The organism is Enterococcus sp. AZ149 (assembly GCF_051714285.1).
GTDB lineage: Bacteria > Bacillota > Bacilli > Lactobacillales > Enterococcaceae > Enterococcus_D > Enterococcus_D entomosocium.
This window is the reverse complement of sequence record NZ_JBIORO010000001.1, coordinates 3319115-3341243: the sequence shown is the minus strand read 5'-3', so window position 1 is coordinate 3341243 and position 22129 is coordinate 3319115. Positions and strand designations below refer to the sequence as shown.

Annotated in this window: 18 protein-coding genes; 14 read left to right on the top strand and 4 right to left on the bottom strand. The window is 33.2% G+C overall.

Features of this window, described 5'->3' with window-relative positions:
- The first annotated feature begins 623 nt into the window (after window positions 1–623).
- On the top strand, window positions 624–1418 hold the full coding sequence (locus IGI94_RS15505) for a SufE protein (protein ID WP_275626494.1): 795 nt from the start codon (window positions 624–626) through the stop codon (window positions 1416–1418).
- 516 nt (window positions 1419–1934) lie between these two features.
- Here IGI94_RS15505 and IGI94_RS15500 read toward each other — a convergent pair.
- Complete coding sequence (locus tag IGI94_RS15500) at window positions 1935–2873, bottom strand: helix-turn-helix transcriptional regulator (protein WP_016612633.1); 939 nt, start codon at window positions 2871–2873, stop codon at window positions 1935–1937.
- Between the two features lie 78 nt (window positions 2874–2951).
- Between IGI94_RS15500 and IGI94_RS15495 the strand changes: the two genes are divergently transcribed.
- From IGI94_RS15495 to IGI94_RS15485, 3 genes are all read left to right on the top strand, one after another.
- Window positions 2952–3587: an FMN-dependent NADH-azoreductase gene (locus tag IGI94_RS15495; protein ID WP_016612632.1), complete on the top strand. Its 636-nt coding sequence runs from the start codon at window positions 2952–2954 to the stop codon at window positions 3585–3587.
- Window positions 3588–3636: 49 nt separating this feature from the next.
- Window positions 3637–4434, top strand: coding sequence for an HAD-IIB family hydrolase (locus IGI94_RS15490; RefSeq protein ID WP_016612631.1), 798 nt, complete (start codon window positions 3637–3639; stop codon window positions 4432–4434).
- Between the two features lie 99 nt (window positions 4435–4533).
- On the top strand, window positions 4534–4980 hold the full coding sequence (locus IGI94_RS15485; protein WP_034872048.1) for a carboxymuconolactone decarboxylase family protein: 447 nt from the start codon (window positions 4534–4536) through the stop codon (window positions 4978–4980).
- A gap of 1027 nt (window positions 4981–6007) precedes the next feature.
- On the opposite strand, the gene galE is transcribed toward IGI94_RS15485, so the two are convergent.
- Window positions 6008–6988 (bottom strand): UDP-glucose 4-epimerase GalE, encoded by a 981-nt coding sequence (gene galE / locus IGI94_RS15480; RefSeq protein WP_086332767.1) that lies wholly within the window; start codon window positions 6986–6988, stop codon window positions 6008–6010.
- A gap of 399 nt (window positions 6989–7387) precedes the next feature.
- Window positions 7388–8032 carry a GNAT family N-acetyltransferase gene (locus tag IGI94_RS15475; RefSeq protein ID WP_016612626.1) on the bottom strand — a complete coding sequence of 215 codons (645 nt, stop codon included), beginning with the start codon at window positions 8030–8032 and terminating at the stop codon, window positions 7388–7390.
- 249 nt (window positions 8033–8281) lie between these two features.
- On the opposite strand from IGI94_RS15475, the gene IGI94_RS15470 reads away from it, so the two are divergent.
- From IGI94_RS15470 to IGI94_RS15435, 8 genes are all read left to right on the top strand, one after another.
- Window positions 8282–8869: a TetR/AcrR family transcriptional regulator gene (locus IGI94_RS15470; protein ID WP_051154589.1), complete on the top strand. Its 588-nt coding sequence runs from the start codon at window positions 8282–8284 to the stop codon at window positions 8867–8869.
- A gap of 1014 nt (window positions 8870–9883) precedes the next feature.
- On the top strand, window positions 9884–11275 hold the full coding sequence (locus tag IGI94_RS15465; RefSeq protein WP_438899936.1) for a hypothetical protein: 1392 nt from the start codon (window positions 9884–9886) through the stop codon (window positions 11273–11275).
- A 269-nt stretch (window positions 11276–11544) separates the two neighbouring features.
- Window positions 11545–12396, top strand: a complete 852-nt coding sequence (locus IGI94_RS15460) for a helix-turn-helix domain-containing protein (RefSeq protein WP_438899935.1) — start codon at window positions 11545–11547, stop codon at window positions 12394–12396.
- A 556-nt stretch (window positions 12397–12952) separates the two neighbouring features.
- Window positions 12953–13567, top strand: coding sequence for a hypothetical protein (locus IGI94_RS15455; protein ID WP_008381639.1), 615 nt, complete (start codon window positions 12953–12955; stop codon window positions 13565–13567).
- 1322 nt (window positions 13568–14889) lie between these two features.
- Entirely contained in the window at window positions 14890–15918 is a 1029-nt protein-coding gene (locus tag IGI94_RS15450) for a DUF916 and DUF3324 domain-containing protein (RefSeq protein WP_086298853.1), read from the top strand.
- Between the two features lie 137 nt (window positions 15919–16055).
- On the top strand, window positions 16056–16802 hold the full coding sequence (locus IGI94_RS15445; RefSeq protein ID WP_438899933.1) for a WxL domain-containing protein: 747 nt from the start codon (window positions 16056–16058) through the stop codon (window positions 16800–16802).
- Between the two features lie 52 nt (window positions 16803–16854).
- Window positions 16855–19227 (top strand): WxL domain-containing protein, encoded by a 2373-nt coding sequence (locus IGI94_RS15440; RefSeq protein ID WP_223347137.1) that lies wholly within the window; start codon window positions 16855–16857, stop codon window positions 19225–19227.
- A complete protein-coding gene (locus IGI94_RS15435) occupies window positions 19224–19517 on the top strand; it encodes an LPXTG cell wall anchor domain-containing protein (protein ID WP_016612618.1) in 294 nt (97 codons plus the stop codon). Before IGI94_RS15440 ends, IGI94_RS15435 begins: the two co-directional genes overlap by 4 nt.
- 292 nt (window positions 19518–19809) lie before the next feature.
- Here IGI94_RS15435 and IGI94_RS15430 read toward each other — a convergent pair whose 3' ends face one another.
- Entirely contained in the window at window positions 19810–20526 is a 717-nt protein-coding gene (locus tag IGI94_RS15430; RefSeq protein ID WP_086372438.1) for a MerR family transcriptional regulator, read from the bottom strand.
- 761 nt (window positions 20527–21287) lie between these two features.
- Here IGI94_RS15430 and IGI94_RS15425 point away from each other — a divergent pair.
- Entirely contained in the window at window positions 21288–21641 is a 354-nt protein-coding gene (locus tag IGI94_RS15425) for a DUF7006 family protein (RefSeq protein ID WP_008381652.1), read from the top strand.
- Window positions 21642–21750: 109 nt separating this feature from the next.
- Window positions 21751–21915: an N-acetylmuramoyl-L-alanine amidase gene (locus IGI94_RS15420; protein ID WP_223347136.1), complete on the top strand. Its 165-nt coding sequence runs from the start codon at window positions 21751–21753 to the stop codon at window positions 21913–21915.
- Window positions 21916–22129: the final 214 nt, after the last annotated feature.

The following is a 22129-nucleotide window of genomic DNA, read 5'->3' as shown; positions in this document are numbered from 1 at the left end:
GATTCATTTGTTGAAAAAATGGAGTTTTACTCAGGTATGATACTAAATTTAGATGGATCGCTATCCTATGCTAGTATTAGTATGTTAACCGGTGAAGAAGGTATGGAAAGTGATATATATGAAAACGCAAGTCTATTATTGTTATTAAATTCTCTAGAAACATCTTCCAAGGTCGTCCTCAAATTTCAAGGAGTACTAGATTTTAATTATAATTTTTCATTTAGAAGCGATAATCTGCTAGATGAACCTGCTTTAGATTTTAAAGGTTACAGATTTCATTATAAACTAATTTATTTAACGTATCTTCAAAAAATATGGCGTACAAAATTATTTTATGACCTACTTAACTCACGGAATTTTTATCTAACTAAATCTCGATTTAGAGAATCTATAATGTGCATGCCCACTTGGACAGTAATCCATTGAACAAATTTGTTTCATATGGATAAATTCCGGTAACAATCACTACTTGGGTAGGATTTTTCGTTGCTGTAAAAATTACTCGAATTGTTATAATATGGATTGTTGAGTTTCTTTATGTTTTCCGATTAGTTAAAAGAACGCGGGACGGTCACAGATCTTAGAGCTATCATCAACGACGAAAAAAAGTGCAGGTGCATATGATGAGAGAATTACCATTAAAAGATAACCTAACAATCTTAACTACACCCACAGAAAACAATTTATGTATATTTTCAAAAGAAAAAGCTACTATTAAAATTTTTGAAGAAGATAAAATAATTCATACTTTTGAGAATGAACTGTTCGAACAAAAGGAAATTAAGATTCATGAAATTATGATGTATAAAAATGAATGGTACCTATTTTTTTCGATGGATGATGAAGAGGCTATCTTTATAAATAATTCTATTACTGTATTAGGAAATGGAATACTAAATATAGTGCCATCTCCAAGCGGAGTATTAGTTGCGTATAATGAAGAAGGAATACTATCCGCAGAAAACGATTGGGCTCACTATGGATTAGTAGAATTCAATATAGATTTAAATAGATTTAATGCGGTACTCCCTCATCATTTAACTTCGACATTCATTGATCTAGGGGCTATATCTACAATATCCGCTAATGGTGATATCTTTTTAATCGCATATACTGATGCAGAAACACAAATAATGATTAAATGTAATTTGTATAGCCATTTAACTGAAGTAAAAGAAATTAGGTGTGACGCTACCATATTTGAGCTTCGACAATTTAATGATTATATTTGCGTTTTTGCAGAAGATTCCATTTACTTATTTGATAAAACTATGTGCTATATTAAAAAAATAGATATTAGTGAAAAAGTAGGACACGAGATATATAATGTTTATTCTAGTAAAAACAATATTATTTTTGAAACAGAGGAAATGTATATTGTAGCCACTATGGGTGAACTGCTAAATAGCATAATATAGTCTAAAATGTTATCATCATTATTTAATCATTGAATTTACCAATGAAACTGCAACCTAATATGTGAGAGATTAAAGTCAGACCAAGAGTGAGATACAATGGATGATGACTAAATTATTTGAAGAATATGGTGGGGTGCGTTGAAAAGTGCAGCAAATTATGCGGTTTATCTGTTAATAATATCCAAATGATTAAATCATCAAGGTGTTTAGGAATCTATTTAAAAGAGTGTTCAGAAAATAACTATTTTTTGAGCACTCTTTTTAGATACCATAATTGCAGTAAAGCTTTTTATTTTTATGTCCTTAAACTTTTAAATTAAATGATTGTTCATTTGAAAATCATTTTTATAAGTATTTGGACAAATTCTTAACGGGGTCAGAAACTTAAGAGTTTTTAGTTATCAATCTTATATCAAAATTACAATGCTTGTGATTACATAGGAAAAAGTATCTTAACCCATATCGGTCAAGATACTTTTTTAGTTTAAAATAAGTTTGAGAGCGTTTGAATCATTCTCATTTTAAATATTTTTTCAATATCAATTGAAGCTCTTTCAAATAGCTGTCCTTTAACTCTTCAGGATATTCGACTGTTATACTATTACCAAAGCGTAATAGATAATGAGTCATATAAGGAAGTTCTTTTTGATTATATCCGCCAACGATGTAAGAAATGCCATCCTTGATCTCTAAGGACATGTTAGGATAGTTGTGTTTATGAAAGATTTCTTTACCAAATGCCGTTAATCGACAACGAAAAGGTATATCATGAAAATTTTGTTCATATTTTTTTTGAATTTGGTTTAGTTCTTCAATAGAAAACGACTGATCAAATTCTTCTAAGATCTCACTCGCTACAACACAATCGCTTCGGTAAGTCCCCCAATGGTGGGTCGTAAAATCGTAGGCACTAAAAAACCAAATCCCGTTTCGATAGAAAAGTTCATTACTTTGCAGTATTGTTTCAATTTCTTCAAACTGGGCATAGGTCACTTTTATCGCTTTTTCATTTAAGATAGAATCAAGTATTTTGGCTAGATTTGTTTGTGTTTTTAATGGCGCTGTATTGTAGTACTTTACAACAGTTAAAAGTGTTTCTATCTCTTTTTGCTGCTTGCTTGTTAAAGTAACCATGAGTTTTGATTGGATATGTGTATATGATTTATCAAAAGGAGTGCTAGAAAGCAGTTCTAGTGCTTTTAAGGCAAAAAAAATCGCGAAAATTTCATTTTGATCAAAATAAATAGGCGTTAATAGTGACTGATCCATTAATTGATATCCGCCGCTTCTCCCATAATCGGAATACAAAGCAAGCCCCATTTCTTCTAAAGATTCAATGTCACGTAAAGCAGTACTTTTAGAAATATTAAATTCTTCCATAAGATCTTTTAAGTTGAAAAAATTTTTGTTCTTTAAAAAAATCAATTCTTTATTTAGTCGCTCTGACTTTTTCATAATCTCTCCTTAAACGGTATCATGTTCTGACACCTTTTCATAGTATAGTAAGTATATCAAAAGAAAAGAGGTATTAACATGAAAACGTTACTAATTAATTCCCACCCTGAATTCAACAAAAAAACAACTTATTCAAGTAAGCTACAAGATTTATTTTTAGGTAAGTTTCATGAGCAATTTGATCCAAACCAAATCACTACTATCAACCTTTATGATATGGACATTCCAAGAGTTGAGCAAGGTCAATTATTAGCAATTTGGGAGAAAAAACGAGTTGGAGAGAGCTTAACGCAAGATGAAATGAAAATTGATGAGACTTCTACGACTCTGTTACAACAATTTAAAGATCATCATAGAATCGTGATTGTGTCCCCCCTTCATAATTTCAATGTGACGTCTCGTTTGAAAGACTATATGGATAATATCTTGATTGCTCGTGAGACATTTAAATATACCGAAACAGGATCTGTTGGTTTAATGGTCGATGATTATAAGATACTTTTCCTGCAAGCAAGCGGTAGTATTTACACAAATGATGACCGATATTCTAAAATGGACTTCTCATACAATTATCTCAAGCAGATGTTTGAGGAAATCATGGGGTTCTCTAGACTTGGGATTGTTAGAGCACAAGGAACAGCATTGTTGTCTGAGTCAGAAATTATGATGGAGGCTAAACAAATGCTGAATTATGAGTGGGATCTTTTTGTATAGACCTAACTGATCTAGTTCACAAATCTACTACTGAGATTGAGGAATAGTAATGATAAAATTGATTATTAGTGATATGGATGGAACTTTTTTGAATAGTGATAGTAAGTTCAATCAAGAATATTTTAAAAAGATTCATCAAGATATGAAGAGAATGTACATCACGTTTGCTGCATGTACAGGAAAACAATGTGAACGAGTAGAAAAAATTTTTGGTGAAGAATTATCAAGGGATATATGGATATTAGGTGATAGTGCAACACGGATAAAACATAAAGGAAACTATATCTATCAGTCATTGCTTCCTAATAAAATAGGTTTAGATATTATCGCTAAGTTAAACGAAATTGCAGACGACTATGTAATTATAGCTTGCACACCGACCGCCGCATACGTAAAAAATACGACAAGAGACCAAGATATCAAAAAGGCGAGAGGCTCATACGAGATCTTAGAAACCTTAGAAAATCTTGCTGATATAACAGAAAATTTCGTTAAAATTACTGTATACGATCCGCAATTACGCTCTTTTGAAACAGTGAAGGAATTGGCAATATTTCAGGATAGAGCCTATGTTGTTGCTTCAGAAGCAGCATGGATCGATATTTCGAACTTAAATGTTCATAAAGGAACAACAGTTGCCCAACTTCAATCGATTTTGAACATCGATAAATCTGAGACGATTGCATTTGGTGATGGGTTTAATGATATCGAACTATTTTCTCAAGCAGGTATCAGTGTTGCAATGAAAAATGCTTTTGAGGAAGTCAAAATACAAGCAGACTTCATTACTAAATCAAATGACGAAGATGGCGTATTACGTGCGATCGAAAAATTTATCACCCTCTAATAGTTTGTAATTTTTTAAATATCATTGTAAGACAAATTATCATATTTACTTTATAGAAATTAATTGGTTGATTTCGTCAATAGGAAGGAAGAAAGTGAAATGAAACAAAGAATTGATTATTATAAAACAGCACCTGATGGAATGAAACACTTGTTGGAAGTGGAAAAATACTTAAGTAAAACAGAGATTGATAAAAATCTACGAGAGCTTATTAAAATTCGTGCTTCTCAAATCAATGGCTGTGCTTTTTGTCTAAACCTCCATAGCAGCGATGCTCGAAAATTAGGGGAAACAGAACAAAGAATCTACTGTATAAGTGCTTGGAGAGAGTGTAATTTTTATACGGATGCAGAAAAGGTCGCTTTGGAGCTTACAGAAGCTATAACATTAATTTCAGATTTAAAAGTTCCTGAAGACTTGTATGCTCGTGTACGCGATTACTATGATGAAAAAGAATATGTTGATCTAGTATTATTAATTACTCAAATCAATAGTTGGAATAGAGTGTCCATTTCTATGGGGAATTTTGCGTCTAACCAAAAGTAAAATTATTATCAGAAGCCGAAGAGGATCTTTCCTCTCGGTTTTTTTTTATAGAACAAGAAAAGAGGGTCAGAAACTTAACATTTATATCTTTTTTTCGATATCATATAGAAATTGAGAATACGAATGTAATAAGATTAGTTAATTTAAAATAGAAAAGAAAGATTCGAGGTGAGAGAAAATAGCTAATAAAGTGTCAAAGCTTTTTTTAGGCAAAGAAGCAGTTACGTTACTGAAGTACAAAGTTATATTTCTAAAGAGAGTACTATAGCAAAGCAATACATTTATTTCTTTTTAGTTATTGTAGTTTTCTTCATATATATACTAATTAATAAAACGTTTAAACTGAAATCAATAGTCACGACATATATTTTTTTTGAGACGATATTGATGTTAAAACCTGTTACTAAGTTTATTTCTAAACATATTTACTTTAAATTTATCACAAAATTTAAAGTTGAGGATCTGGGTATAATTTACTTCTCATCATATCTAGAAAGAGCAACCTCTGCAGTGTTTAAAATTAGAAATACTCGATTTAAAAATAATTTATTTCGGGGATACGGGCTTTTAATTATTCTTATTCTCATATTTCTAAAAATTAAGTTATATTGCATTACTATGGTGCCTGTTTCTAAAACTGTTATAAAATTTTTCCCCAAAAAGATCCTTTTCATTTTATCAAATTTGCAACCAGATACTTTATTGATAATAGTCCAACTGGTATTAGCGACTTCAATAACCGTATATATAATATCTTATTATTCTAAAATATTCACAATAATTTCGTTGGTTGATTCTGAGTATAATCAACTTAGATGTTTAAATTAAGATTAATGATTTCCCTTTATTTTTAGTTTATATTATTACCTTATCTTTTTTTATAACTTTCAAAAGTGATAAAATAAATATATTTTAAAGATAGAACACATGTTGAAAATAGAAAATGGTCACATTCACGCTGAGATGAATGTGACCATTTTTCTGGTTCTACCAACACTAAATGTCAAAGAACAGGTTATTTAACTAATCAATTCGAGTAACCATCTGGGTATTTTTTTTGCCATCCCCAAGAATCAGAAATAATTTCCTCAATTCCACTATACTTAGGCTCCCATTCAAGAATAGTTTTAATTTTTTTGTTTGAAGCTATTAAAGAAGAAGCATCTCCAACGACACTCGTAACGATTTCAACTGGGATTTTTTTCCCTGTAACTTTTTCAGCTGCATTTATCACTTCTAAATTAGAGTAACCTTTCGAGGATCCTAGATTAAAAATTTCACTCGCACCACCACATTTTAAATATTCCAAGGCTAATATGTGTGCTTCAACTAAATCTAAGACATGAATGTAGTCACGTACACAGGTACCGTCATGAGTAGTATAAGTGTTCCCAAAAATGGTTATCTTTTCTTGCCTTCTCTGAGCCACTTCTAGAATAATAGGAATCAGACGAGGACGCACTTCACCAAGTGTAAAATCCTTTTTAGCCCCAGCGACATTAAAATAGCGCATAGAAACAAATGTCATGTTGGATGATCGGCTAACCCAGTCCATCATTGTCTCCATAATTACTTTAGAGCATCCGTAGGGATTTATTGGTGCAGTAGGTATTAATTCATGAACAGGATTCATTTCTGTATTGCCATAGACTGAAGCAGACGAAGAGAAGACAATATATTTTATGTTAAATTCCTGCATGACTTCAAGAACAATCTGTGTTCCGTAAACATTATTGTTGAAATATTTTAAGGGCTGTTCGACAGATTCACGACCTAGAGATAAGGCAGCAAAATACATCACAGAGTCAATATTTTCAGTTTCAAAAACAGAACGCAGTAACTTTTTGTTTCGTATATCTATCTCGTAAAACTTTGCTCTGTCATGAACAGCTTCTTTAAATCCAGTACAAAGATTATCAACGACTACGACCTCATATCCCTGATTGATAAGCATATCCACTGCATTTGAACCAATGTAACCCGCACCGCCTAAAACTAAAACTGACATAAGGACCTCCAATGTAACACTATTTTTGTCAGCCAATCTGATTAATTGATTAACTGGATATCATTTATTTTAATTGACGAACATAATTTTAGACAATAACAATTAATGAAATGGGTAAAGTTTAAGTTTATAAAGAATTTGTATTTCATTATTTGAATATGTGATACTTATAGTTTAATTTTGACTACTTTTAAACGCTGCACGCTCTTGCTATTAACTCATGTTTGATGCCTTATATGTGGAGATCATTGATAAATGAACTTGAATAGAGATCACTTAAAGATTCGGTTGTAATTTGTGAGTATATGAAACTCGCCGCAAGCTTCAATTCTTAGAATATAGTTTTTTAAATCAAATTTACTCCGGATTGCTTTTCGATAGAAACTTATATTAGATAAATTAGTTGATATCCATTTTAAAACTCCAGTTACCTATATTTTGATTACCATCTTTAATTACCGATGAATCGAATTCAAAGAAACCATTTTTAGAATAGAATCGTCTGTTTCGTTCAGTATTAGTAAATGTGATGAAATACTCTGTTCTTTTTTGGGGCTTATTTTCTTTTATATATGGTAAAAGACAATCATTGATCATTTTACTTCCATAGTTTTTCCCTCGTTGGGAAGAGTCTACAGCCAATGATTCTAGCATCCACGTTTTTCCTGCAAAACTATTTACAGCTTTATGCCCGGTGCTTAACAGTTGTAATAGTGAGAAAATTTTGCTTATAGGAGCCATTGTTAATAGTTTTACTCCACCAGATGTCATATAATCAAAGAAATTTACTTTTTTATCACGAGGACTAACTAAGATAGCAAAAGATCTAATTTTATTGTTTTCAAAACCTAAAAAGACTGTATTTTTCTTACTATGAGCATAGATGTAAACTTTAAGAGCTTCAGTCAAAAAATCAATAAAAGCTTCGTTACTTTCAAATTCGTTGCGAATTTTACCCACAAGAGGGTAATCAGAAAAACTAATAGCATTCATTCTAGCTGCTTGATAAAGGTAGGATTTCTCCATTTTTTTATATTCTATCATTTTTGCCCTTCACTCCTAATCATAATTATGTAGTAAATATGTTTATAGTCATAAGTTTAATCTACTGATTTTTTCAATACAATATTCAATAAGTAGTACAAGTGTCGCTTAATAGACAATCTTTATATGTAGTGTACAATACTGAATAAAAAGCTTGTGAAAAGTATTTTCTTATATACATAATTATATTAGCGTTAATATTTATGCTGAATATTCCCATCGAATATATGTAAACAAATGGAGGTATATATGAAAAGCACTAATGAAGATCCTCGTGTTAGAAAAACTAAGAAAGCTTTACAAGAAGGTTTATCAGAAATCATGATACGCAAAGAGTTGAGGAAAATTACAGTTAAAGAATTGTGTATCAAATCGGATATTCATAGAGCTACATTTTACAGTCACTATAAAGATATATATGACTTATATGAACAAATTGAAGATAGTGTTGTGAAAGATTTGAAAGAGATAATGGATAAACAAAAAAATGGAATGACAGAATTTTTTAGGCATGTTGTTGAGTACATTATAAACAATAAATCAGTATGTAAAATGGTATTTAGAAACGATTACGACACAAAATTCTTCTCAGATTTAACCAATTTTTTGGAAAAATCTGTTTCAGATGAATGGAAAGAAGTATATGGAGACCATGCTGTGGGCTTTAAGATGAATCTGTATAGTGTTTATCATATAAGTGGCTTTCTTTCTATGATAAAATCTTGGATAGAATCCGAATTTAATTGTCCTAAGGAAGAGTTTATCGGTATGCTACTATCTATGGATATAAATTTTGAATACTATTTATCTAAAAATATTGCAACAGAGAAGCTATAATTTATTGTTCACCTATGGATAAACAATTACACTGATACAACGCTTTGACTGAACAAGGAAATTTAAATCTAGTGAAAGTGATACCGAATTCCACATTGACAGTTTTTGAGAACGAAAGATATTTAAGATAAGACTTTGATAAATTAGGGAAATTTGAAGAGTTGAATGATTGGATAGTGTAATTTTTATTAATCACAACCTGATTCTTAAAATCTGTAGTAACGAAAGATGTCCCTGGAAATACTATCGTTGGTGGCAATCCTGCTAGAGTAATTAGAGAAATAGATGGAGTAGATAAAGAGCTTTGGAACAGGAAATTAAAAGAATATCACTTAAATAAATCTAATTTTCAATAGATTTCAATTAAGTGTTTAGTATAAAAGTTGGTATGAAAGTAACTGTGTTTATATTATTTTATCGATTTGCTGAATCAATTCAGATACTAATTATTGAAGTTACAAAGATAAATAAGAGACGACGAATTTAAAGTGGATAATCCTGGTCTTGGTGATGAATAAAAATTTAGTTGTAAAAAATAAGTTAAAAAGTAATAACTTGATAATAATATATAGGTGATTGGTAAGTGTAAAAGAGAGTTCAGAAAATGCTTAATTTCTGAACTCATTTTTTATATAAAATAATTGAGATCAATCATTTTGTTTTGTGACCATAGAATCGTAAATCACTCATTTTTAGATTGAAAAATCATTTTATGGTTGATTGAATAATTATTTGATTGGGTCAGAAACTTAATAGTTTATGACCCTTTTTACGGATAACTCATAAACAGAATTATTTATAAAAGATCTATATTTAAGATATTTTAAATATGGCCAATAAGATGGTCTCAAATATAAGACCTAATGCAAATTTTATTTAAAGGAGACTATAATGAAAACTGCAAGATTAGTTTCAGAAAATTAGGAATGAATTTAAAAATGTTTTCGGTTGTGTTTTTTATCACAATGATGCTCAGCTGAAACATTTATTTAGAAATTTATAGGAGAGTAAATAATGAAAAAGAGAGTTATAACTACTACTTTAGCTGTGGGATTTATTCTAGTGTTTGCAGCGGAAGCTCATGCGGATACAATCAATGGTCATCATGTTACACGTTTAAGTGAAAGCCGAGCAGTTGATGATAAGGGAGATAGATGGTCTAAGGACGGCAATGTCTGGTTCAATGATGAAACAAGAGAATACGGCAAGATCGTCTCCGATTCATTAGAATCAATACAAGGCTCATCATATTACCCTGAACTAAAGGAACCTGACTCAGACAAACCGAACGAATTAGTTCAAATACAAGTGCAAGATGAAGGAACATCGGTACACCAACAAATGTTAACAACAGCAGGTACCACAGAATCTAAATCAAACCAAACAAATGAATCAACAATAGAAAGTCAAACGGGAATGACCGTTGGAGCAACTGTAGAACAACCAACAACAACAGATCCGACCTTAGGAACGACAACGATCACAAAAGAAGCTGTACCAACCAAAACAGAAGCAACACAGCCCGAAGAAGATACAAGAATGGCTGGTACCACAAAGACAAGATCAAACCAAACAAATGAATCAACAGTAGAAAGTCAAACGGGAATGACTGTTGGAGCAACTGTAGAACAACCAACAACAACAGATCCGACATTAGGAACGACAACAATCACAAAAGAAGCTGTACCAACCAAAACAGAAGCAACACAGCTCGAAGAAGATACAAGAATGGCTGGTACCACAGAGACAAGATCAAACCAAACAAATGAATCAACAGTAGAAAGTCAAACGGGAATGACTGTTGGAGCAACTGTAGAACAACCAATAACAACAGATCAGACCATAGGAACAACAACGATCACAAAAGAAGCTGTACCAACCAAAACAGAAGCAACACAGCCCGAAGAAGATACAAGAATGGCTGGTACCACAAAGACAAGATCAAACCAAACAAATGAATCAACAGTAGAAAGTCAAACGGGAATGACCGTTGAAGCAACTGTAGAACAACCAACAACAACAGATCCGACATTAGGAACGACAACAATCACAAAAGAAGCTGTACCAACCAAAACAGAAGCAACAAAGTCCGAAGAAGATACAAGGATAGCCGAAACTAGTGGAAAAGGATCGAACCGAACAAATGAATCAATATCAAAAGAAAAGACAAAAACGGATGTTGTAGCGAAACCTGTTAGGTTTTTAAGTTCAGCTAAAAAAAGCGTTCCCATGAGAGCTATCAAAAAAGACACTGCTTTTTCTAATATTTTATCTAAAAACAACGGTCATACTTTCCCAAAGACTGGTGAAAGTACGCTATTTTCCAATATTTTACAAGCTGTAGGTTTTTTAGTTATAAGTGTTCTAGGTGTAGTTAGCATAAGAGTGAAGAAAACAAAGAACTAATCAATTTAATTAATTGATTTGGATAATAATTTTCTCCAAACGTCATCTGCCGGGTACGCAGAAACTGTATAGAAATCAAAATAGGCAAAGACTGAAGCTATTGTGATCAGTCTTTGTCTAGATTCTCAGTGAAAGCATAATCTTTAGGTGCCATAGAACATCAAAAATAGAAAAGGAGAATAATTTATGAAATGGTTTTTTATGATATGCACTTTAGTATTACTCAGTTTTATTTAGAAATGTATCACGTTTTTAGAGAGGGATAATGCATGTTTGGAGAAACGATTAGAGAAATACGGCTAAAAAAAGGATTTAGTCAAAAAGAAGTCTATAGAAATATTATCTCAAAATCATATGCGATTGAATTTGAAAAAGGAAAACATAATATATCTTCTGATGTCCTTATTAAGATATTAGAAAACTTGTCTATGGATATTGGCGAGTTCTTGTTTATTGCCAATGGCTATAAATTAAATGAACAAAATCATTACACTTATAATTACGCCAACCTATCTAATAAGCAAGACATAAAAGGATTAGCGTTACTTTTAAAAGAACTAGAAAGAAAATCAGGACAAATAAATGCGATCAGAGTGGCTGAGGTACGCTCGAGAATAAGAATTTTACAGCATTTAGAAGTTTATGGAGTATACAATACCGCTGTCGTTTTAGAAGAAGATAAGCAACTGATTTTGTCTTATTTAATGGGGATTGAAAGCTGGACGCTTCAAGAGATACATTTATTTGCCAATACACTAGATTTTTTAGATCACGAATTTATATTTATCTTTTTTAAAAGAGTTTCTAAACTGCTGGAGTATTACATTCAATTTGAGAAAGGCAGAGAAGTATATTGTGGTCTCCTGATTAATATTATTGAATACACATTTATAAAAAAGCAGTATGAGTTTGCAGAAGTTTTACTTACCCAATTGGGATTGTTATCCACCAGTTTCCAAGACTTTTTTTCGAGAACGCTGTACAAATTTTTTGAAGGATTACTGATTATGAGGACAGTCAATGAGGAGCAGGGAAGAACAATGGCAACAAGAATGCTAGACATCATGATTGAACTAGATCAAGCACCTTTATCAAAAATGTTCTCGTTATTGTTGGAGTAACATGCTGATTCCAGTGTATTAAATCTATGTTGAAGTTAGAAGCTACTAAATATAATGTTTAAGACAGCGCCATGCAAGGTGACTCATAGATAGGCGCGTTGTGTAAATATAGTTCAAAAAGTATAGGGGATTACAGAAGCAAAGGTTCAAAAAACTAAAACGTTTTTGAACTCTTTTTTTTATTGCTTATTTTCATAGGTTTATAAAAGGAAAGTGGAATTCAGCAAATCTGGAAAGTCCGAAATACCAGACCAAAATGATTCGAACAAACGAGGTTTGATAAACTATACATTGTGCTTAATGTCACAATAGTGTTCCGGCAGAACTGGTTTTCTGATGATTTACTTTGTAATCAAATCTAGGACATTGACATTGGCCATTTTTCAATTATGGATGGGATGGAGTCGATTTGTAACTGAGTTTATTTTCGTTGCTTTTCAACAAAGGGTAATGAGAGAGTGAGTAGCGACTATCATCGTCTAAGTTAGCAAACAATATAAAAAAACTATCGAAAGATAGAAGTATAAATAATTAAAATGAGAGAGGGAAGAAGTGTATGAGAGAAAGAAGGAAACAAACAAGGATCGGAAGGTATATTGAAGAGCATAAGAAAGGGTGTGTCCTAGCTCTTGCTGCACTGGGAATGATCTTTTCATTTAGTGTGGGCGCCTATGCAGCGATTGCAACGACGTTTCATTTTTTGGGGACAAAAGACGATTCCATAAGAATTGCACAAGTTTTAAGCGCTTTGGGGATAGAGATTAAAGGTCAAAAAGCCCAAATAGCACAACTAGTCCAAGAAAAAGCGGAAGCTGAAGCAGCAAAAGCAAAAGCGGAAAGTGATTTACAAGCGGCCAATGAAACAATCGAAAACGTGCAAGCCCAAAATAGTGAAGCTTCTGCTGCTGTAAGTGGTGCGAACGCCAATGTTAATAAGGTAGCGCAATATGCAAAAGATTTAGAATCGGCAAATACGAAGCTAAAGGATTATGCGAACGCAGTTGCTGCGGACGCCGGTTTAAGCGATAGCTCCATAGACGTCGATAATACCAATGATGCGTTGAGTCAAGTGGACAGTGAACTGCAAGCCGCAATTAGTAAAGCTAATGACAGCAATGGAAGTAAGGAAAAAGCGCAACAAGCTGTCGATGAAGCAAACAAAGCAAAATAGCATAGAATCTCTAAGATAGATTCGGTTTTCCCTGCAATAGTCGTGCTGCTTGAATAATTTTTTGAGTGTATAATAGAAAAACGAGTGAACATACGCTTATATTTTAGGAGCAATGTTTCCTTTCGCTGGGAACTATTTATAAAGAAAGGTATCTAGAAAATGAATCCTCTCTAGATACCTTTTTTATGTACTTAAGTAGGAAGATCGTTTTTTATGGTAGATTCAATCAAAATTGTTAAGGAAATTCTCTTGTATCAATAATCATTTTTTTACAAAATTAAAGAATTTACACCTTAGAGATTTTGGCAGTTCAAGGCTACTCGTTTATTTTCTGAACGAGTAGCTTATTTTTGTATCTATAGAATCGGATACAACTCATTGTTCACTTAAAAATCAGATTTGTGAGTATTAGAACAGCTCATCAAAAGTGAACAGAAACTTAAAAGGTTTTGATCCTTTCTAGTTACTTATTTCATAACTCCTTAAGTAATTCAATAACTAGATCAAAAAGGTATTATTTCAGAGAACAGTAGAGTATATTCCATGGATTTTTTGCCGAATGAAATATACAAATCATTATTGGCAGCTAAATATGTTGCGCAAAAATAAATTTCGGATAATGGAATGTGCATTATGAAACTATTAAAAGAGTGTTCAGAAAATGACTAGTTTCTGGACCCTCTTTTTTTATGACAATTGAAGCACGTAGCTTTCGTTTTGTGTCTATTGATATACAAAATATTGTTCATTTAAAAAGAAAGTTTATAGAAATAGAGACACTTTAATTGTTGCGGAAAGAACATATGTAACAATACGTAACTACCGTTGCGTATTTTGTATTGTTTTTTGAACAAAATTCAACAAACGTAATGAAAGATGGGATTATCATTCAACCTATCGGTAAATCAAAAAGCTCCTCTAGAAAAAAAGTGGCGAGCGCTCAGATTATTTTTGACGGATTGCTAGAAGTTGATATTGAAAGCAATCAGAAAGTACATTGTACGTGTTAAGAGAGAAGGATTCTATAGAGCTGAGTTTATTAAATCAATTGTTCAATATATTTCAAGTGGGAAAGGAAATAATAAGACTGTTGATTATTATAAATGCTAATTTATAAAAATTAAGAAAGATCATTTTAATTTATTTTCCGGAAAACGCCTAATAAATCAGCATTTACAAGTCTGTTTTTGAATTTTTTTTATTTTGTAGTTTTTTTTTGAAAAAAAGGCATTGACCTTAAACCTGGTTTAACCCGTATATTAATTTGTGAATTAAATATTTAATAATGAACTATCTCACTTTTATGAAATGAGGAAATTATATTGAAAACAAAGAAAGAACGAAAGAAACACGCAATCCGATGGATTCTATTTACGGTAATCCTAAGTCTTGGTTTTTTTTATCAAACAGGCTATGCAGATGAGGTGAATAATTTTTCGATTCAAACGTTAGATGAGGATGGAAATGTAAATGCGCAAGGCTATTACCATTTCGACGGTCAGCCGGGAGAAAAACGTGAAGTTTCTATTAGGATTTATAATGCGTCTGATGTAGCAATTACGGTAAAAGCTGCGGTGAATCCCGCTTCCACCAATGAAAATGGTATCCCTGGTTATTTGGCAGAAGACACGTACGATGATTCATTAACGCATCGAATGGATCAATTGGTCAAGATTGACGAAGCAAAACGTACGATTCCAGCGTTAGGTTTTGTCACCATGAAAGTAGTAGTTTTATTCCCAGAAGAAGACTGGGCGGGAGACATTCTCGGAGGGATTCGGTTTATGGAAGAAGTTAAAAATATAAGCGAACAAACAGTAGTTCATGAAGTTGCGTACACCGTTGGTATTTTGTTAAACAAAAAAGACGGGGAAACAGTTGAAAATGACTTGCATTTAAAAGACATTACAACAGGACAAAGAAATTATCGAAACTTTATTGAAGCTAACATTCAAAATAGTGCAGCATCGATTGTTCGCAATATGAGTGTTGAATCTACTGTGACTGAAAAAGGGGGGAAAGCAGCGATTTATACGTACGATGTCTACGATCTTCGCATGGCGCCCAATTCTAATTTTAATTTTGGTATACCAACGGGGGAACGACCCATAAAGGCTGGGGACTATGTTCTTAAAATGAGGGTAAAAGCAGATGGGAAGGAGTATCATTTTGAAGAAAATTTCACGATTGCCGCGTCAGAAGCCCGCCAGTTAAACCAAAGTGCAGTGAATATTGATGAGAGGACGCCTTATCTATCTTATCTGATTTTAGGGGGAATTGGACTTCTTATTCTCCTGATTATTGGCAGATGGATTAGAATTAATGGGAGAAAGAAGGCTGAATCGCTCTAAAAAAATGCTGGTTTATAGTGTTCATCCAGCTGAAACCGGAAGGGGAAAAATACTAAATCAATTGAGAATAAAGGAGAATAAGAAAGCAACACGTACGAACAAAACAAAGAAAAAACAAAAAAATTGGAGGATGAACAATGAAGAAAACAACAATCACAATAGCAGCAGCACTTTTAGCGGGAAGTATGGGACTAGGTACATTAATTAGTCAGGCAGCAGAAGTAGAGTATGAGGATGCGACGAACGCAAGGACAGAGGGAACGGTGATTATTTTAGAAAATGATTCATCTAATCCGGTGATTCCAGATCCAGAAAATCCAGGAGAAGAAGTAGATCCTGAAGTACCAGTTAACCCCCACCCAGGCCGACTAAGAATCAATTATGTTTCAAACTTTGATTTTGGTAAGATTCCGAATATTTCAAGTGAAATCGTTCAAGAGGCACGATTGGACCATATATTTTCTGGTACATCAGAAGAAGGACGGGTACCATTTGTCGCAACAGAAGATCGTCGTGGGAGTGATCGATTAGGCTGGGAGCTGCAAGTTTCACAGCCTAAACAATTGAGTGATGCAAGCGGACATGAGCTGCAAGGAGCAACGATCACCTTGAGTGGTCTGCGTTATGTGAATCCCACATCAGCTACGCCCATTGCGAATCAAAACGAGATTGTATTAGGAGAAGCCGCACAAACTTTGGCAACCGCCAATGCTTCACAGGGTGCCGGTGCATGGACACTAGCTCTGGGGAATGCGAATGCAGAAGGACAGACTGATGGCGTTGTCTTACGTATTCCAGCCAATACCACAAAAAATGATACGGCTTACTCAACTGCACTAGTTTGGGAGTTGGTCGCGGATCCAACAAACGCATTTGGAGAATAAGGGGATGTCCCCTATTCTCCAGTACAGAAACCAAAGAGAAAGGGATAGTCCAATGAAAAAAGTCTTACTTGTTTTTGTGTTGAGCCTAGTTCTATCAACTCATTTTTTATTTCCCGCGATCGTTGTGGCCACTGTGATCGAAGAGTCTACGAGTGAATCTGATTACGAAGAAGAGATCCAAGAAACTAGTAATAATCAGGAGCAGCAGGGAGAAGAATCGGAGACAGAATCAGATGGATCCTCTGATCAAACAAGTGCAAAAAATCTGGAAGAGTCATCAATTGAAGATACTGTCGAGGGAGTTATTGAAGATCAATTGCAAAGAAATCAAAGATTAACTAGCATTGTCACTAGCACAATAAGTGATTGGCACATAGATGAACCAATTCTAATCGCTACTATTAATATGGAACTTACGACTGCGTTTAACGGAGTGAATCCCGGAGCGTACAATGTGGCACGTGTTTATGGAATCAGTAATCAGTTTTCAAGATTTAGTGTTCGAGCGGTTGATGCGCATGGAAATGATATCAGTGCTGCCTTTTTTACGGACATTAGGTCTGATTATGTAGATTTTCGAACGAGAGCAGATAGTTCTCCAGGAAATGGTTGGATTACTCTTGAAATTTTTGGTTTTGTTAATAAACATGCGCCTGTAGATATTATCTTTGACGGTTTAGGAGGATATTTCGATTTTGGGGAACTTACTTTCGGAATATTTGTCGTAAATATGCGTGGCGATACGGTTAGAAGAGAACCGGATGTGACATCCAGTACACGTTTAATGGCCTTGGGGGGAATACTCAATGTAACTCATATTGATGAGTCTGGAAAGGAGATAGGTGATGCTGAGTCAAATCTTGGGATGCCAGGGGCGGAATATACAACAGAGGCTTTAAATTTGGACGAATTTTATCTTCTAGAAATCAGAGGTGAAGCTTCTGGAAACTATATTTTAGGAAGAGTCATCGAAGTGACCTATGTTTATGCGAAGAGTGCATTGACAGCAGAAGTTGTGCCTCAAACAATTGATTTAGGTGGTCGATTGACGGAAAGTCAGCTTACCCAGGCCATAACCAATGTTTCGCTTAATGGAGGCTTGTTATCAAGTGATGAGTATACCCTTAATATAAATAAATCTCCAGATACGAGTATTGTCGGAACAACAACCAGTGCTTCTGTAGTATTAAACCATAACAGAACTAGTCAACAATTAATACTCGAGATACCAATTACAGTTACTTTCGGAAACGCCATAAGATTCAGTGGGTTTAATGACTATAGTGCTGGGATCTACACTTGGCATTCCGACATTGGAATTATCACTGCTCGAAGAGGAACGACAAGCACGACAGGAAATGTACACAACAATTTTTCTGGTATTTATTATAACTTTAGCATACATGATTTAGGTGATAACACGCGGCGTGTCATAGGCACTGATACGTTGACCTATTCGTATGATGTAAGAGGAACTCAAACGATTGCTTCAGCTGTTTCTGACTTTGGGAACGGTTTTGGGGAGACAAATGCTAAAGTTGGCGATATTGTCGAAGTCTATCATCGTGAACCTACACGACTCAGAAAATATGACGCCCCCCATTCTGAATCTGAAAGAGTAAATAGCTTGAATAATCGTGCATATTTTGAATTGACAAGTAATGGATACAGCCTATTGACATTTGATCGAGCACACCCAAATCCTACCACTATTCAGTTAGGAATGTCTGAAAAAGAATTGGAGGCAAACATATCAAAATATTTAGATCTTTCTGACACCAGTCATGTCTCGATTAGCGGTTTTCAAGAATATCCCGATACATCCAAAATCGGACAAGTAGTCGGAATTATTCGTGTTGAAGAACGTTTGAGTACTGGGAAATTTATTCTACGTGATTATGAAGTGCCTTTTACGGTTGAACCAGGTCGGTTGGAGCTGGCTAATGTAACGAATGGAAATTTTAATTTTGGAATCATTGAGCAATCAAGCCGCCATCAAGAGGTAGCGGCCAAGGGTGAACACGCACCAACCATTACGATTGATGATTACAGCAATACTACGCAATGGTCCATTTTTGTTTCTGCTAGTCCATTTGTGAATTCAGAAAAGCAAGTGTTGACTGGGGCAACGATGATACTCAAAGATTTAAGTGTCCAAGAAACGGTCCATACGGGGTTAACGGTTCCGTCAAAAGACATTGTATTGAGCCACACTCCGAAGTTAGTTGGGGCAATGAGCAATCCCAATGAATTATATGAAGGAGAACACGGTACAACAGAGATTCAAATTGGGGAAGTAATGAATGGATCTTTGACAGGCGTTCAATTGAGATTGCCGGCGAATACGCCAGTGGATGATGGGACGTATCGCTCAGTGATCACTTGGGAACTAGTGGGTGATCCTACGTTGGGAGGAAGCGAATGAAGAAAATACTAATCGTACTCTTTTTCAGTATAATTTCTCTTTATATGAATTATTCAAATTCTTTGCCAAGCGTAGAAGCATCTACTTATGAGAATCAAGCGGGGGTACAATTTTATCAGAGAGAAGAGACAGTAAGTTCTGAACAAAATGAATTAGATAGTCAACCATCAGAAATAGATATTCAGAAGAGTCTGCCACAAACAGGAGGAGTAATTTCTTCAATGAGCTTTTTGGGAGGCAGCGTAATCTTAATAGTTTGGTTAATAAAAAAGAAAGAAAAGACAAGTTGATTTTTTTTGGTACTATATGTTTTGGTGTTTAACAATATGAAAAAATATAATAGAAACATATAGTACCTTAATATCTTAATAATAAGCAATTAAAGTAACGTAGTAGTTTTAACATCATTTTATAAAGGAATATCTTGATAATCGAGAAATAATAGATTGCAAAAGTGTAGTGTTTAGGAAATCATTCCTACGATAAATAATACTACATACATGATGAAACTTTGGGAATGATTACTTAGAAAATGTTCATTTTAATCCCTCTGCTTTGATTGTTTTCATAGATAATGATCAGTTACAGAAGCCAAAAAAAGTAGTAGTCAATAGGCCGATTATTTTCTAAACCTCCGACGATGTACTGTGCGACTACACTGGAGTAATCGGCAGAATCTTGTATATCATCCAATAACTGATTCAAGTTATTTTCACTATAGTCGTATCTATCAACAGTTAACGCCCCACCAAAGTATATTTCACTTGATTCCGCAAGGAGATCTTTAGGAATAGTGTTATTGGGAATGTCTATAATGCCAATTTCTTCTGTTATGGTATCAAAATGATCTCCAGTAAATAATAATAAAAAATTTGTTGGATTATTTAATAAAGAAGAAATGTGTTCTTTTTTGTAAAGATCAAGAGGTTCAAATTTCGAAAAAGGAAACTCTAGATTTAGGTTTTTCTCTCCGTTTAAACAATGATTGATATGAGCAATATCCTTTATTCTTGTATTAAGTACTTTTGATACAGCATTTAATTGTTTGATCCAGTTGTCAACGGTAATAAGAGTATTGTTTAATATTTGGTTTCTTTGATCCAAATCACCATTTAAATGAAGGGTTAGATCGGTAATGGGAATTTCTAAGTTTCTAAAAAAAGTAATATCAACTAACTGTAATATAGAATGAGCATCAAAATATCTGTAGTTATTCTCTTCGTCTCTACTCAACGAAATTAGTTGTTTTTTTTCCCAAAACCGTATAGTTGAAGGTTCAATATTGAATAGATTAGCAATTTCCGTTATCGTTCTTTTTTTATTTGAGATAACAATTCCTCCTCTTTTTTGTAACTTATAGAGATATATAAGTAGTAGAACACATCATCTTCGACTTTGAAATTTGATTAAAGTAATCTTAACTTTCTAAAATACTATAAACAAATAGACCATATTCTTCAACTCTATTTAAAAGAATAGTAATGCATTATTTTAATTCTATCAACTAATCAGTCAGGACATTATGAAAGTAAAAACGCAATTCTTCTATTTTGTATAAATCACCAACTGTTGATTTTGAAGGTTTAAAAAATCAACAAATTCGTATTTTGAAATAAAGCGAAGGGTAGTATTAATGAGGTATAGATTCAAGGGGAATTAATAAGCTGTAGTAGGAAATGAATAAAGAAACTCATTTTCTATAAAAAAAGCATTGTCATTGAATTGAGCTTTCTTACCTAAGGATAAATAAAAATTTACAAATACTTAAAGGTTCTTCCAATCCACTTAGATTATAGATCTTATAGTACTTGGCATTTGGATAACGAGTGAAATATCAGTTATTTATTAAGAGGACGATTGCTTTTTAAAAACTAGACCTCAAACCAACTTTAATGTGTATAGTTCAGCGCAACAAACAACTTGCGTTTTTCTTTTAATTTTCAAATAGGTCATTGTTCACCTGTAAAGGAAGCATCTTCTTTCAGAGGCTTTCATCTAGGGAAAAACAATAAATGAAACCGGCTTATAGTATTGATTTCATTTTGGAAAGGACGAAAATTATGATCGAAATCAGTAATCTATCTGAATATATCAAAGAATTTCAATTTGAAGAAAAGCAGTTAAAAGCACATCCGTTGATAAAAAATTATATTGAAAATCAAGTTCAAAAATTAAAAGAATTGATAGAAGCATTAACGTCCGCGAATTTTTGGATTGATATTCCAATAATTATGGGAATAGATTCTAAGTTAGTATTATTACGAGAACTCATTATCACTATTGAAGATTTTGATTTTTCAGACGAAGAAGTGTTAAAAATAGTAGAACAAGATTATCCATACTACAATAAAGAATTATGTGGATATAAATTGAATGATGTAACTAGCCATTCACTAATTTTTAAAATAAAGTGATCTGGAAAAAGAATCAAGGAAAAGTAGTCTTTTATAATATATTTTGAAGTCAGGTATGGAATCCTATGAAGACGTAATAAAATTTCTAACCGAACGATAGAGGACAGACGTGAAAAATTGCGAGAAGCTAAACGTGCTTATTGAATCCTATGCACTTACCAACTATGACACGGGAAAAGCAGAATTGGTCAAAGGTAATGCAGAAATGATCTATCTTATCATGAATCTGGGCATCTCTTCGACGTTTGGTCCACATCGGGAAGACTTTCACTAACTATCATTTAACAAAGATAGAAACTTTCATTCTTTAAATTTTGTTCTGGGGTTGTTAAAAAACAAAGAGGAACTATTATTACATAATACCAAGTATCTTATAAAAATAATGATTATTTTTGGTTGAAGGAACTCTGTCCTTGCTTGAAAAGTATTTACTATAGAATACATTATTACTACAATAGATGAGATATAAAAATAGGTGGTTAAAAAAA

Bases quoted from the DNA above. Each gene is read 5' to 3' on its own strand.
- IGI94_RS15505 (WP_275626494.1), top strand. From the start codon at position 624: ATGAGAGAATTACCATTAAAAGATAACCTAACAATCTTAACTACACCC.
- IGI94_RS15500 (WP_016612633.1), bottom strand. From the start codon at position 2,873: ATGAAAAAGTCAGAGCGACTAAATAAAGAATTGATTTTTTTAAAGAAC.
- IGI94_RS15495 (WP_016612632.1), top strand. From the start codon at position 2,952: ATGAAAACGTTACTAATTAATTCCCACCCTGAATTCAACAAAAAAACA.
- IGI94_RS15490 (WP_016612631.1), top strand. From the start codon at position 3,637: ATGATAAAATTGATTATTAGTGATATGGATGGAACTTTTTTGAATAGT.
- IGI94_RS15485 (WP_034872048.1), top strand. From the start codon at position 4,534: ATGAAACAAAGAATTGATTATTATAAAACAGCACCTGATGGAATGAAA.
- galE (WP_086332767.1), bottom strand. From the start codon at position 6,988: ATGTCAGTTTTAGTTTTAGGCGGTGCGGGTTACATTGGTTCAAATGCA.
- IGI94_RS15475 (WP_016612626.1), bottom strand. From the start codon at position 8,032: ATGATAGAATATAAAAAAATGGAGAAATCCTACCTTTATCAAGCAGCT.
- IGI94_RS15470 (WP_051154589.1), top strand. From the start codon at position 8,282: ATGAAAAGCACTAATGAAGATCCTCGTGTTAGAAAAACTAAGAAAGCT.
- IGI94_RS15465 (WP_438899936.1), top strand. From the start codon at position 9,884: ATGAAAAAGAGAGTTATAACTACTACTTTAGCTGTGGGATTTATTCTA.
- IGI94_RS15460 (WP_438899935.1), top strand. From the start codon at position 11,545: ATGTTTGGAGAAACGATTAGAGAAATACGGCTAAAAAAAGGATTTAGT.
- IGI94_RS15455 (WP_008381639.1), top strand. From the start codon at position 12,953: ATGAGAGAAAGAAGGAAACAAACAAGGATCGGAAGGTATATTGAAGAG.
- IGI94_RS15445 (WP_438899933.1), top strand. From the start codon at position 16,056: ATGAAGAAAACAACAATCACAATAGCAGCAGCACTTTTAGCGGGAAGT.
- IGI94_RS15440 (WP_223347137.1), top strand. From the start codon at position 16,855: ATGAAAAAAGTCTTACTTGTTTTTGTGTTGAGCCTAGTTCTATCAACT.
- IGI94_RS15435 (WP_016612618.1), top strand. From the start codon at position 19,224: ATGAAGAAAATACTAATCGTACTCTTTTTCAGTATAATTTCTCTTTAT.
- IGI94_RS15425 (WP_008381652.1), top strand. From the start codon at position 21,288: ATGATCGAAATCAGTAATCTATCTGAATATATCAAAGAATTTCAATTT.